The 12,769-nt window shown below is 73.0% G+C and carries 9 protein-coding genes; 4 read left to right on the forward strand and 5 right to left on the reverse strand.

Going from position 1 to position 12,769, the window contains the following annotated elements; genetic code table 11:
- Positions 1-172 precede the first annotated feature (172 nt).
- On the forward strand, positions 173-2,392 hold the full coding sequence (locus tag KBX63_RS01395; protein ID WP_210906970.1) for an MMPL family transporter: 2,220 nt from the start codon (positions 173-175) through the stop codon (positions 2,390-2,392).
- A 184-nt stretch (positions 2,393-2,576) separates the two neighbouring features.
- Here KBX63_RS01395 and KBX63_RS01400 read toward each other — a convergent pair whose 3' ends face one another.
- Both KBX63_RS01400 and KBX63_RS01405 read right to left on the reverse strand, forming a co-directional pair.
- Positions 2,577-3,419, reverse strand: coding sequence for an endo alpha-1,4 polygalactosaminidase (locus tag KBX63_RS01400; RefSeq protein ID WP_210906972.1), 843 nt, complete (start codon positions 3,417-3,419; stop codon positions 2,577-2,579).
- A 117-nt stretch (positions 3,420-3,536) separates the two neighbouring features.
- A complete protein-coding gene (locus KBX63_RS01405; protein WP_374102172.1) occupies positions 3,537-4,658 on the reverse strand; it encodes a CAP domain-containing protein in 1,122 nt (373 codons plus the stop codon).
- 371 nt (positions 4,659-5,029) lie between these two features.
- Here KBX63_RS01405 and KBX63_RS01410 point away from each other — a divergent pair, with 371 nt between their 5' ends.
- The 3 genes from KBX63_RS01410 to KBX63_RS01420 all read left to right on the forward strand — a co-directional run bounded on the left by KBX63_RS01410 (position 5,030) and on the right by KBX63_RS01420 (position 9,827).
- Positions 5,030-5,224 carry a hypothetical protein gene (locus KBX63_RS01410; RefSeq protein ID WP_007456482.1) on the forward strand — a complete coding sequence of 65 codons (195 nt, stop codon included), beginning with the start codon at positions 5,030-5,032 and terminating at the stop codon, positions 5,222-5,224.
- Between the two features lie 368 nt (positions 5,225-5,592).
- On the forward strand, positions 5,593-9,207 hold the full coding sequence (gene smc, locus KBX63_RS01415) for a chromosome segregation protein SMC (protein WP_210906974.1): 3,615 nt from the start codon (positions 5,593-5,595) through the stop codon (positions 9,205-9,207).
- A complete protein-coding gene (locus tag KBX63_RS01420) occupies positions 9,207-9,827 on the forward strand; it encodes an HAD family hydrolase (RefSeq protein ID WP_210906976.1) in 621 nt (206 codons plus the stop codon). The genes smc and KBX63_RS01420 overlap by 1 nt, the downstream gene beginning before the upstream one ends.
- Before the next feature lie 91 nt (positions 9,828-9,918).
- On the opposite strand, the gene KBX63_RS01425 is transcribed toward KBX63_RS01420, so the two are convergent.
- The 3 genes from KBX63_RS01425 to KBX63_RS01435 all read right to left on the reverse strand — a co-directional run bounded on the left by KBX63_RS01425 (position 9,919) and on the right by KBX63_RS01435 (position 12,687).
- Positions 9,919-10,443, reverse strand: a complete 525-nt coding sequence (locus tag KBX63_RS01425; protein ID WP_210906978.1) for a DinB family protein — start codon at positions 10,441-10,443, stop codon at positions 9,919-9,921.
- Between the two features lie 118 nt (positions 10,444-10,561).
- The gene (locus KBX63_RS01430; protein WP_247661438.1) at positions 10,562-11,056 is read right to left on the reverse strand and encodes a universal stress protein; all 495 of its coding nucleotides are present in this window, start codon (positions 11,054-11,056) and stop codon (positions 10,562-10,564) included.
- A gap of 11 nt (positions 11,057-11,067) precedes the next feature.
- Positions 11,068-12,687, reverse strand: coding sequence for an MDR family MFS transporter (locus tag KBX63_RS01435; protein ID WP_210906980.1), 1,620 nt, complete (start codon positions 12,685-12,687; stop codon positions 11,068-11,070).
- Between the last annotated feature and the right edge of the window lie 82 nt (positions 12,688-12,769).

A 12,769-nucleotide genomic window follows, 5' to 3' on the forward strand; every position in this document is an offset into this window, starting at 1 on the left:
CGGGCGGTTGTCCGAATCGCGGGATGATGCCCGCCGCACCGCCCGAGCGGTCCCGCCGACCTCTGTGGACCGGCTCCGGGGACGGCCGGGGCAGACCCCCGATGTGACCGCCTCGTCACGCCCCTAGCGTCAGCACCGTTGACAGGGGGTTGACGTGACAGGGGGACCCGAGATGGGGACAAGACCGGTGACGGTGCGGATGGCGCGGTGGAGCGCCGAGCACCCGTGGCGGGCGATAGCGCTGTGGGCCGTGTTCGTGGCGGTGTGCTTCCTCGGTGGCAACGCCGCCGGCCTCAACGAGGCCACCAGCAACGACCAGGCGATCGGCGAGGCGGGACGCGCCAGCCTGATCGTGGATGCCGGCGCCTTCGACGACGCGGCCGTGGAGAACGTCCTGATCACGTCGCGGGGTGGCGCGCTGGACGCGGCGGCGGCGAAGGCGGCGGCGGACGACGCGGCGGTCCGGCTGCGCACGGTCACCGGCGTCGCTGAGATCGGCCCGCCGGTCGCCGCGCGGGACGGCTCGGCGCTGCTGCTGCCGATCACCATGTCCGGCGACGCGGGTACCGCGTCCGACCGGGTGCAGCCGCTTCGTGACGCCACCGCCACCGTTCAGGAGGGGCACCCGCAGCTACGCGTCGAGCAGGTCGGCGGGCCGTCCATCGGGCAGGCCCTCGACGAGACCCTGGGCAAGGACTTCAAGCGCGCCGAGCTGCTCAGCCTGCCGGTCACCCTGGCGATCCTGATCGTCGCGTTCGGCGCGCTGATCGCGGCCAGCGTGCCGGTGTTGCTGGCGCTCTCCTCGGTCGCCGCCGCGATGGGTCTGTCCACCCTCGCCTCGCACCTCGTGCCGGCCACCGACACCACAGCCCCCGTGATCCTGCTGATCGGCATGGCGGTCGGGGTCGACTACTCGCTGTTCTACGTCCGTCGGGAGCGGGAGGAACGCGCCAAGGGCCGCTCCGGGCTGGACGCGGTGGAGATCGCGGCGGAGACCTCCGGGCACGCCGTGGTGGTCTCCGGCTTCGCCGTGATCATCTCCATGGCCGGCCTGCTGCTCGCTGGCGACGTGGTCTTCTCGTCGCTGGCCGTCGGCTCGATCCTGGTGGTCGCGGTCGCGGTGGTCGGCTCGCTGACCGTGCTGCCCGCCCTGCTGGCCAAGCTCGGTCGTTGGGTCGACCGGCCCCGGGTGCCGCTGCTCTGGCGACTGACCGCACCGCGCGCCGGCCGGCACGGCGAGCCCCGCTCGCCCCGGCTCTGGCCAGCGGTGCTCCGGCCCGCGCTGCGCGCCCCGGTGCCGACCCTGGTCATCTCCGTCGGGCTGCTGCTCGCGCTGGCCGCGCCGGCACTCGGCATGAAGCTGAAGTTTCCCGGCATGGAGGACCTGCCGCGCACCACCCCGGCGATGCAGGCGTACGACCGCCTCACCGCCGCCTTCCCGAGCACCGGCACCAACCACGTGGTGGCCGTCCGGGCGCCGGCCGAGCAGGCCGACCGGGTCCGCGCGGCGCTCACCGACCTGGCCACCCAGGCGGCCGGCGATCCGCTGTTCGCCCCCACCGAGGCCGACGGCCCGAAGATCGAGGTGTCGGCCGACCGGCGGGTGTCGGTGCTGGACGTCGCCACCCCGTACGCCAGCCGGGACGACCGGTCGGTGCGGTCGCTGGAGAAGCTGCGCGAGGACCTGGTCCCGGCCGAGCTGCGGGGCATCCCCGGCATCGAGTACGCGGTCGGCGGCAGCGTGGCCGACAGCGAGGACTACGCGCAGCACGTCCGGGACAAGCTGCCGCTGGTGATGGGCTTCGTCCTGGTGCTCACCTTCCTGGTCATGGTGCTCACCTTCCGGTCGGTGGTGGTGGCGGCCAGCGCGATCGCGCTGAACCTGCTCTCCGCCGGCGCCGCGTACGGGCTGCTGGTGCTGGTCTTCCAGGGCGACTGGGCGGCGAGGCCGCTCGGCTTCACCTCGATGGGCGCGATCGTGTCCTGGCTGCCGCTGTTCCTCTTCGTGGTGCTCTTCGGCCTCTCCATGGACTACCACGTCTTCGTGGTCAGCCGGATCCGCGAGGGGATCCGGGCCGGGATGCCCAACCGGGACGCGGTGGCGTACGGGATCACGTCGTCGGCCGGCGTGGTGACCAGTGCGGCGATCGTGATGGTCGGGGTGTTCTCGATCTTCGCCACGCTGAGCACGATCGACATGAAGCAGCTCGGCATCGGTCTGGCGGCGGCGATCCTGCTGGACGCCACGATCATCCGGGGCGTGGTGCTGCCGGCGCTGATGACCATGCTCGGCGACGCCAACTGGTGGGCCCCCCGCTTCCTGCGCCCGCGTTCGGCGCCCGCCCCCACCGAGCCACCGGCCCCCACCCCGGAACTGGTGCCGGTGTCCTGACCATTCCCTCCCCGGGCCCCAAGACCGCGCCCGCCCGCCGACCCACACCGTCCGCGTCGACCCGCACCCTCCGCGTCGATCTAGGGAGAATTGTCGCTAGTGGATCTCCGTCCACGGCGATTTCCCCTAGATCGACGCGGGCGGGGGAGACGGCGGCGGGCCGGCGGGCGCGGAGGGGGAGGGGTCAGGGTAGGGCGCAGGCTTCGCGCCACGCGTCCAGCGTCCGCTGCTTGCGGATGGACGCGAAGCCGTAGCCGACGGTGGTGACGCAGAAGTCGTCGGTCGAGCCGGTGTACTCGACGTGGAAGACCGGCTTGTCGGCGTCGGCGAAGGGCAGCAGCTTGGCGCACTGATCCAGCCGGACGCACTCCTCGTTGACCGCGAAGTCGAAGTCCGGAGCCAGCGCGGCGAGCTGCGGCACGTCGTTGACCAGCCCGGGGGAGAGGTCCAGCGACCGGGCCAGCTCGGCCAGCCGGCGGTTGAACAGCAGTTGGTCGTCGAAGTCGAGTGGGAAGCCGCTGCGCTGCGCGTAGCCGTCGGCGTCGGCCAGCGCCACCGCGCCGAAGCCCTTGCCCCGGCAGAGCCGGAACCGGTCGGCCAGCACCGGCTCGAGTGTGTCCCACCGCCGGACATCCAGCCACCGGCTGCCGGGTTGGCGGCCGGGCGAGCCCTGTACGGCGGCCGGTAGCCGGCTGGCGTCCGGGTCGGCCGAGCGGACCGAGCCGACGTGCACCTGGCAGATCAGCCGGCGGTCCCGGGAGCGCAGCTCGGCGGTCTGGGCGGCGGTGGTGGCCACCGGGTCGAGGAGGAAGACGTCGGCGTCCACCGCCGGGTCGAGCGGGCCATGGAGCTGCCACTGCCACTGCCAGTGGCGGGCCTGGTCGGCCGGCCACCGGGTGGGCGCACCGGGCGGGGTGAACTCGGTCCGGCAGCCGTACACCGGCGCCACCAGGACGAGGGCGACGCAGGCCGACACGATTCGGCGCAGCGGGCATACGACGGCGCGTCGCCGCGGCCGGATCCGCATCGGCAGCTCCCGGGTCCCGGGCGGCCCGTCGCCGCCCTCACCGGCACGCCGCCCCCACGCTCCGGCCCGGCGTACCTCACCGGGTCAAACGAGCGCGGGGGCGCGGACGACGCGCGGTCAGCGCGGCGCCGCGAAGACCTGGGTCCAGTACGGCCCGTTGCTGTTGGCGATGCCGACGCCGATCTCCGTGAACGCGCAGTTCAGGATGTTCGCCCGGTGGCCGGAGCTGTTCATCCAGGCGTCCATCACGGCGGCGGGGGTCTTCTGGTTCCATGCCACGTTCTCGCCGTAGGTGCGCCAGCTGTAGCCCACCCGGTCCAGCCGGACGCCGGCGTTGCTGCCGTCGCTGCCGGTGTGCGACATGTTCTGGTGATCGGCCTGATCCTGGCTGTGCCGCTGGGCGGCGGTCATCAGCTTGTCGTCGATGCTCAGCGCCTTGCAGCCGGCCTTGGCCCGTTCGGCGTTGACCAGGTCCACCACCTCGCGAGCCTGGGCGCTGACGTTGCCGCTGCCGCTGGAGCCCGTGCTGGTGGTGGTGCTCGGCGCGCTGCTGCGCGCGACGCTGCGCCGCGAGGCGGCGGTGGTGCGCGACGACGCCGGGGTGGGCTTGACGGCCTTGCTCGGCGTCGGGCTCGGCCGGGCCGAGCTGGGCGCGGCGGTCGGGGAGGGCGCGACCAGGGTGTCGCCCGCCGGCTGCTCGGTCGGCACCGCCGGCGCGGCGGCGATGGTGTCGTCGACGGCGGTCGGCTCGGTGGCCGTGTCGTCCCCGCCGGGCATCGCGAGCGCGCCGACGCCGAGGCTCACCACGAGGGTGGCCGCCGCGGCGGCGCCGCCGATCATCAGGGGTCGGCGCCAGCGCCGCGGGGAGCGGTGCCGTCCCTCGCCCGACCGGTCGGCGCCGGTCGGAGCGGCTCGCCAGCCGCCGGTGGTCTCCTCGACGGGGGCGTTGGCGCGCCAGCCGCCGGTGGGCTCGTCGTCCTGTTGGTAGGCGGGCTCGTACGCCGGCCAGGCGGCGGTGGCGTCATCGGCGGGCCCGGTGGGGGCCGCTGGTTCCGACTGCCAACGAGCGGTGGGCTGCGTGCGGTCCCACTCGTCGCCGGGCCGGTCGGGGTCGTCGTCACCGAACAGGTAGGCCGAGCGGGGTTCCGGGCGGTCCCTCAGCCAGTCCGGCTCGTCGGTCGGCCGCTCGGCGCGCCGGGGGGCGCCGTTCGGGTCCATCGGGTCGGTCCAGCCGTACACGGCACTGCCTCCACGGGGTCGGTTGCGGGCCGGGGTGACGCTACGACTCGCCCACGACCTGCGGCAACGTGGCTAAGGAAGAGTTAAGGGGAAGTCGGACGCCAGGGTGCGGACTTCCCGGAATTGAGGCGTACAGTAAAGGTGTCCGGACAGAGAGTGTCCGTGCCTTGAGGCAGCCCCCCGACAAGTGGACAGGTCGACGTAGAGATGATCTACGGCCTGCGAGAACTTGACGAAGGAGGGGTTTGCGGCTCAATATATAGGTGTCGCCAGTCGCGCCCGGTCATGCCCAGATACAGCTGGAATGACAGTCGCGTATGAATGGGCGCGCGTTGGCCGGCCTTTCCGGCAGCGCATATCAAGGAGTCAGCATGGCGAAGGCCCTCTACGGCCACGTAGGTGCAGCGCCCGACCGGCGTCTGCTCGACGAGGTCACCCGACTGCGTGCCAGGGTTCAGGCACTGGAGTTCGAGATCACGCGTCTGCGCGCCGACAATGATCGGCTCGCGGCGGCTGCGGCGGAGGCGGACGACCTGCTTCGTCTGGCCGAGCCCGCGCTGACCTGATCTTCGGGGTCGGAAAACTGAATCGCACCATCGCAAAAATGCGCGCCGTCACCTCTGTGCCGGCGCGCAACGCTGTCCGGCCCCTTTCCCGGCCGACGATTAATGATCTTGCGCCGGACGGCGCTGGAACCGCGCCAGTTGATTCCGGAATCGCGTCGTTCGGCGTACCGATCATGAACGGTGTTTGTCTTTCTCGCCGCCTGCCGAACAACAGCGAAGTCGGCTCGCGCTCACGTCCCGCGCTCTCGACCCGCGCGCTTCGGAGCGGGTCGCGTGCCCGACCGCTCCCGTCACCGGGTTAGTCTGCGGGTTCACCAGGTCCGCGCAGCCGGCGACGGTACGGCGGCCACCGGACGAGGATCGAGAAGGTGTATCTCAAGAGCCTGACGGTGAAGGGCTTCAAGTCCTTCGCCTCCGCCACGACGTTGAAGCTGGAGCCCGGGATCACCTGCGTGGTGGGCCCGAACGGCTCCGGCAAGTCCAACGTCGTCGACGCCATCGCCTGGGTGCTCGGCGAGCAGGGCGCCAAGGCGCTGCGCGGCGGCAAGATGGAGGACGTCATCTTCGCCGGCACCGCCGGCCGGGCGCCGCTGGGTCGCGCGGAGGTCACCCTCACCATCGACAACACCGATGGCGCACTGCCGATCGAGTACACCGAGGTCTCCATCACCCGCCGGATGTTCCGCTCCGGCGAGAGCGAGTACGAGATCAACGGCAACTCGTGCCGGTTGCTCGACATCCAGGAACTGCTGTCGGACTCGGGCATCGGCCGGGAGATGCACATCATCGTCGGCCAGGGCCGGCTCGACGGCATGCTGCACGCCAAGCCGGAGGATCGCCGGGCGTTCATCGAGGAGGCGGCCGGCGTCCTCAAGCACCGCAAGCGCAAGGAAAAGGCGCTGCGCAAGCTCGACGCGATGCAGGTGAATCTCAACCGGCTCACCGACCTCACCGCCGAGCTGCGCCGCCAACTCAAGCCGCTGGGCCGGCAGGCGGAGGTGGCCCGGCGGGCCGCCGCCATCCAGGCGAACCTGCGCGATGCCCGGCTGCGGCTGCTCGCCGACGACCTGGCCACCCTGCGCACGACCCTCGACCGGGAGATCGCCGACGAGACCGCGTTGCGGGAGCGGCGCGAGCAGGTCGAGGCCGAGCACGCCGAGGTGCAGGGCCGGCTCGGTGAGCTGGAGGCCGCGCTGGCCGAGGACGCTCCGCTGCTCGCCGCCGCCCAGGACACCTGGTACAAACTCTCCGCCCTGCAGGAACGCTTCCGGTCGATCGAACAGCTCGCCCGGGAACGGCTGCGGCACCTGAGCGCCTCCGGCGACGACGAGCGGCCCGGTCGCGACCCGGACCAGCTGGAGGCCGAGGCCGAGCGGGTCCGCGAGCAGGAGGACGAGCTGCGCGCGGCGCTCACCGACGACCAGATCCGGCTGGCCGAGGCGGTGGAGCACCGCCAGGAGCTGGAACGTCAGCTCGCCGCCGCCGAACGGGAACTGGTCGCCGCGGCCAAGGCCATCGCCGACCGGCGTGAGGGGATGGCGAGACTCACCGGCCAGGTCAACTCGGCCCGGGCCCGGACCACCAGCGCCGGCGAGGAGATCGAACGCCTCGCCGTGGCGCACGCCGACGCGCTGGGTCGCGCCGAGCAGGCCCAGGCCGACCTGGACGCGGTGGCCGCGCAGTCGACCGAGGCCGACCGGGACAACGCCGACCTCGACGCCCGGCACGCCGAGGCGGTCGCCGGGCAGGACCGGGCGCAGGCCACCGTCCGGTCGCTGGCCGACGCCGAGCGGGCGGCAGAGAAGGACGCGGCCACCTGGAAGGCCCGCGAGGAAGCGCTCTCCCTCGGCCTGCGGCGCAAGGACGGTGGAGGCGCGCTGCTTGCCCGCGCCGGCGAGGTGCCCGGCCTGCTCGGCAGCCTCGCCGGCCTGCTCACCGTCGCCCCGGGGCACGAGGCCGCGCTGGCCGCCGCACTCGGCGGCCTCGCCGACGCGGTCGCGGTCAGCGGGGTGGACGAGGCCGTCGAGGCCATGCGGCTGCTCAAGATCTCCGACGCCGGCCGGGCCGGGCTGCTGGTGGGCAGCCCGGCCGGCCCCGGCATGACCGGCTCCGCCGACGCGCTGCGCCCGAAGGTGCCCGACGGCGCCCGGTGGGCGCCCGACCTGGTGGAATGCTCCGCCGAGCTGCGGCCCGCGGTGCACCGGGCGCTGCGCGACGTGGTGCTCGTCGATGACCTGGCCGCCGCGGCCGACCTCGTCGCGGGCAACCCCGAGCTGCGCGCGGTCACCCCCGACGGCGACGTGGTCGGGGCGTACGCGGCGGCCGGCGGGTCGGCCAAGGCGCCCAGCTACATCGAGGTGCAGGCGGCCGTCGAGGAGGCCCGCACCAACCGGCTCGCCGCCGAGCGCGCCGGCGCGGAGCTGCGCGAGCAACTCGTCGAGGCACGCGCCGAGGTGGCCGCCGCCAAGGAGGCGGTGCAGCACGCCGCCGCCGAGAAGCGCGAGGCGGAGAGCCACCGGAACGCCGCCGCCCGTCGACTGGCCGAGCTGGGCGCGGCGGCCCGCTCGGCGAAGGCGGAGACCGACCGCCTCGGCGAGTCCCGGGCCCGCGCCGAGGCGGCCCGGCAGCGGGACCTCACCGCGCTGGCCGAGCTGGAGGAGCGACTGCGGCTGGCCGAGGAGACCCCGGTCGACGCCGAGCCCTCCACCGAGGAGCGGGACCAGCTCGCCGCGATGGTGCCGCAGGCGCGGCAGAACGAGATGGAGGTCCGGCTCGCGGTGCGTACCGCCGAGGAGCGGGTCTCCTCGATCGCCGGCCGGGCCGACTCGCTGGCCCGGCAGGCCACGGCGGAGCGGGCCGCCCGGGAGCGTGCCGCGGCCCGGCGGGCCGCCCGCACCCGGGGCGCGGGCATCGCCCGGGCCGTCGCCGGCGGCGCCCGGGAGGCGCTCACCCGGCTCACCACCTCGATCGCGGCGGCAGAGGAGCACCGCGACGCGGTGGCCCGGGAACGCGCCGCCCGCGAGGCCGAACTCCAGGAGGTACGCGGGGCCGCCAAGCGGTTCGGTGCGGAGCTGGAGCGGCTGACCAGCCAGGTGCACCGGGACGAGGTGGCCCGTGCCGAGCAGCGGCTGCGCATCGAGCAGCTGGAGGCGAAGGCCGCTGAGGACTTCGGGCTGGACGTGGAGACCCTGGTCGCCGAGTACGGGCCCAGCCAGCCCGTCCCCCCCACCCAGGCCGACGTCGCGGCGGCCGAACGCGACGGGCTCCCGGTGCCCGAGCCGGTCCGCTACGAGCGGCCCGTGCAGGAGAAGCGGGCCGCGAAGGCGGAACGCGAACTGGCCCTGCTCGGCAAGGTCAACCCGCTCGCGCTGGAGGAGTTCGCCGCGCTGGAGGAGCGTTACAAGTTCCTCTCCGAGCAGCTGGAGGACCTCAAGGCCACCCGGCGGGACCTGCTCACCGTGGTCAAGGACGTGGACGAGCGGATCCTGGAGGTCTTCGCCAGCGCGTTCGAGGACACCGCGCGGGAGTTCGAGCAGGTGTTCACCGTGCTCTTCCCCGGGGGCGAGGGCCGGCTGATCCTCACCGACCCCGAGGACCTGCTCACCACCGGCGTCGAGGTGGAGGCCCGCCCGCCGGGCAAGAAGATCAAACGGCTGTCCCTGCTCTCCGGTGGCGAGCGGTCCCTGACCGCGGTGGCCATGCTGGTGGCGATCTTCCGCGCCCGGCCCAGCCCGTTCTACATCATGGACGAGGTCGAGGCGGCCCTGGACGACGTGAACCTGGGCCGGCTGATCACGCTGCTGGCACAGTTGCGGGAGAAGAGCCAGTTGATCGTCATCACGCACCAGAAGCGGACGATGGAGATCGCGGACGCGCTCTACGGAGTGACCATGCGCAGCGGGGTCACCCAGGTGATCAGTCAGCGGCTCAACCGGGCCGACGAGGACGACCAGCGGCGCAGCCGCGGCGAGGAGAACGGGTAGTGGCTCGGGAACGCGCGACGGCGCTCCTGCTGGATCTGGACGGCGTACTGCGCCGGTTCGACCCGGCGGTTGCCGCTGGAGTGGAGCGGGAGTACGGCCTCGCCGACGGGGTGCTCACCGAGATCGCCATGCAGTGGGGCCGGCTCCAGCCCGTGCTCACCGGCCAGGTCAGCCACGCCGACTGGGTGAGCAGCGTGGCGGACGCGCTGGCCGAGCCGGCCGGCGGCCCGGACCAGGCCCGGGCGGCGGTGGAGCAGTGGCAGCGCTACCGGGGCGAGGTGGACACCACAGTGCTCGACTTCGTCCGGGAGGTACGCGGCGCCGGGATCAAGGTGGGCCTGGCCACCAACGCCACCGACCTGCTCGACGCCGACCTGGCCACGCTCGGCCTGACCGGCGAGCTGGACGTGGTGGTGAACTCCTCGACACTCGGGGTGCACAAGCCGGCCCCGGAGTACTTCCAGGCCGCCTGCGTGGCACTGGCCACCCCGCCGGCCCGGGTGCTCTTCGTCGACGACGAGGACTGGGCCGTCCGGGGCGCCCGGGCCGCCGGGCTGTCGGCGCACCGCTGGGGCGGCCACACCGACCTGCGCTACCTGCGGGCCGCGCTGAACTACTGAGCAGACCGCCCTCCGTCGCCGTATCGCCGATGTGGCGGCATCCGACCGACCTGATGCCGCCACATCGCCGACCTGCGGTGGACCAATCCGGTCAGTCGCCGGTGACGCCGTCGATCCGCTCGCGGATCAGGTCGGCGTGGCCGTTGTGCCGGGCGTACTCCTCGATCATGTGCACGTAGACCCAACGGACGTTCATCTCGTCGGCGCCGCCGTCGCGGCGGCGACGCACGAAGGTGTGGTCCAGGGAGAGTGCGGTCGCTCGGGCCGCCGTGACTTCGGCAGCGTAGACGGCGAAATCACGCTCGGCGTCGGCGTCGGCGACGTCGTCCAGGTCGCCGTCGGGGCTGTCCTCGGTGCAGTAGAGGTCGCCCAGGTCCTCGCCGGCGGCGCGGATCCGGAACCACCAGCGCTCCACCTCGGCCAGGTGCCGGACCAGGCCGAGCAGGGTCAGCCCGGAAGGCTGCACGCTCGGGATCTTCAGTTGCTCGGCGGTGAGCCCGGCGCACTTGAGCAGCAGGGTCTCGCGTTGGTAGTCGAGCCAGCCGTCGAGCATGGTGCGCTCGTCACCGAGGTGGGGCTCGGGCTTGCGGTCGATCTCAGGTGCTCTCCAGGTCATCGGGCCATCCTGACGGTCCCCACCGACAACCGGCGAGCGCATTACCGTCGGCGCGTTGAGAAGGGGCCCCTGTACCACTCCAGGCGTTGACAAGGTGCCCTTCCTTCGGGCCTCGGGCCTAGGGGACGACGACGACGGGCCAGCGGCCGGTGCGGACCAGGCGGGTGGCGACCGAGCCGACCAGCCGGTGACCCGCCTGCTCGGAAGCGCCGACCACCACCATGTCGGCCTGGAACTCGTCGGCCGCCGCGCACAGTTCGCCGTACGCGTCGCCGCGCCGGCACAGGAAGGTCACCGGCAGGCCGAGCTCCTCGGCGCCGCGGCGGCACTCCCGGCGCAGCTCGTCGGCCAGCTCGTCGTGGGTGCGCTGCACGGCGCCGGCGTCCATCCCCGGCACCAGGGCGGTCAGCCCGCTCGCCGAGCTGACGAAGAGCACCACCAGCGCGGCGCCCTGCCGGCGGGCCAGGCCGGCGGCGTAGGAGCCGGCCCGCTCGGAGGTGCGGGTGCCGTCCACGCCCACCATGATCACCCGGGGCCCGTCCGTCCCTCGTTCGAAGGGCAGCGGGCGGGTCCGGGGCCCGTACTCCTCGCGGTCACGTGCTCCCACGCTCATGGCTGCCTACCTCACCTCTGCTCGCCGGTACGGATGACGGCGGCACCAGCGCCGGCCGCGATGGTCGATTCTTGCTCGACTTCGGCGCCGACCGGGGAGCCGTTGTGCTGCCGCAGCGGCACCTCCTTGATGAAGATCACAGCGATCAGCGCGATCAGCGCGAAGGGGGCCGCGGTCAGGAAGATGTCGCCGGCGCCGTGGCCGTACGCGCTCACCACCACGGCGCGCAGCGGGCCGGGCAGGGTGTGCACGTCGGGGAGGATCGCGCCGCTGCCCGAGCTGGACGCGGGGATGCCGAGTTGGGCCAGCCCCTCGGCCAGGTAGTCCTTGACCTTGTGGGCGAGCACCGCGCCGAGGGCGGCGACCCCGATCGCGCCGCCCAGGCTGCGGAAGAACGCGACCACCGAGCTGGCCGCGCCGAGCTCGTGCGGGCCGACGGTGTTCTGCACGGCGAGGACCAGGTTCTGCATGGTCATGCCCAGGCCGACGCCGATCAGGGCCATGTAGAGGCTGAGCAGGGTGAAGCTGGTGTCCGCCCGGAGCGTGCCCATCAGTGCGAAGCCGACGGTGAGCAGCGCCGAACCCAGCACCAGGAACCGCTTCCAGCGGCCGGTACGGGTGATGATCCGGCCGCTCAGCGTGGAAGAGACCAGCAGACCGAGGATCATCGGCAGGGTCATCAGGCCGGACATGGTGGGGCTCTGGCCACGGCTGATCTGGAAGTACTGGCCGAGGAAGACCGACGCGCCGAACAGGCCCACGCCGACCGCGATGCTGGCGACGACGGCCAGGGTGATGGTGCGGTTGCGGAACAGCCGTGGCGGGATCATCGGCTCGGCGGCCCGGGTCTCCACCCGGATCGCCAGCGCGCCGAGCACCAGGGCGCCGACCACCATGACGGCGCTCTGCCAGGACGTCCAGGCGAACTGGTCGCCGGCGAGCGAGACCCAGATCAGCAGCACCGAGACGGCCGCGGTGATCAGCGTGGCGCCCCACCAGTCGATCTGCGCCTTCCGCTTCACGACCGGCAGGTGCAGGGTCTTCTGGAGCACGACCAGCGCGGCGATGGCGAACGGCACGCCGACGTAGAAGCACCAGCGCCAGCCGAGCCAGGAGGTGTCGACGATCACGCCGCCGATCAGCGGGCCGCCGATGGTGCCGACGGCCATCACGGCGCCGAGGTAGCCGCTGTAGCGGCCCCGCTCGCGCGGCGCGATCATGGTCGCCATGATCACCTGGGCCAGCGCGGTGAGGCCGCCGGCGCCGATGCCCTGGACCACCCGGCAGGCGATCAGCTCACCGGTGCCCTGGGCGGCGCCGGCCAGCACCGAGCCCAGCACGTAGATCCCCAGGGAGAGCTGGACCAGGACCTTCTTGCTGGTCAGGTCGGCGAGCTTGCCCCAGATGGGGGTGGTCGCGGTGGTCGCGAGCAGGGCGGAGGTGACCACCCAGGTGTACGCGGACTGACCGCCGTGCAGCTCGGTGATGATCCGCGGCAGCGCGTTCGAGACGACCGTGGAGGAGAGGATCGCGACGAACATGCCCAGCAGCAGACCGGAGAGGGCCTCCAGGATCTGCCGGTGGGTCATGTCGACGCCGGTCGCCCGGGTGGGCGCTGTCGCGTGGCTCATCGTTGCTGCCTCCGCGTGGAATCGAGGTGGAGCGGCGGCGCTGGCGTACGGCGACCGCCTGAGAGTTGCCTGGAGCAACCGC

Origin of the sequence: Micromonospora sp. U21 (genome assembly GCF_018070045.1) — a bacterium.
GTDB lineage: Bacteria > Actinomycetota > Actinomycetes > Mycobacteriales > Micromonosporaceae > Micromonospora.